We start from the raw sequence: 242 nt of genomic DNA on the forward strand, positions 1-242 counted from the left end.
GTTTCCAAATGACTTTGTACTGCAAGAGCGACAAGTTCTTCCGCACCGGATGTTTGTTTAGCTGAAACACCGTCACGATCATCGCCGGCACAAACGCCACGAGAAGGAGTTGCTGATTCAGCGTCCCTGCCCGGTACAGCAAGTACGAGATGAACGCGCCTAAGATGAGAAACGGGGACACGATGAACACGTCCTGGAACGAGATGTTGCCGTACAAGTACTTCTTCGTGTCGATGTTCAAT

The 242-nt window shown here is 50.8% G+C and carries 1 protein-coding gene; it reads right to left on the minus strand.

Annotated features, from left to right (window positions below; genetic code table 11):
- Positions 1-242: hypothetical protein (locus tag SB775_RS33185; protein ID WP_410865545.1), on the minus strand; the 242-nt coding region annotated here is incomplete at both ends.

The organism is Peribacillus sp. SIMBA_075, assembly GCF_046534585.1.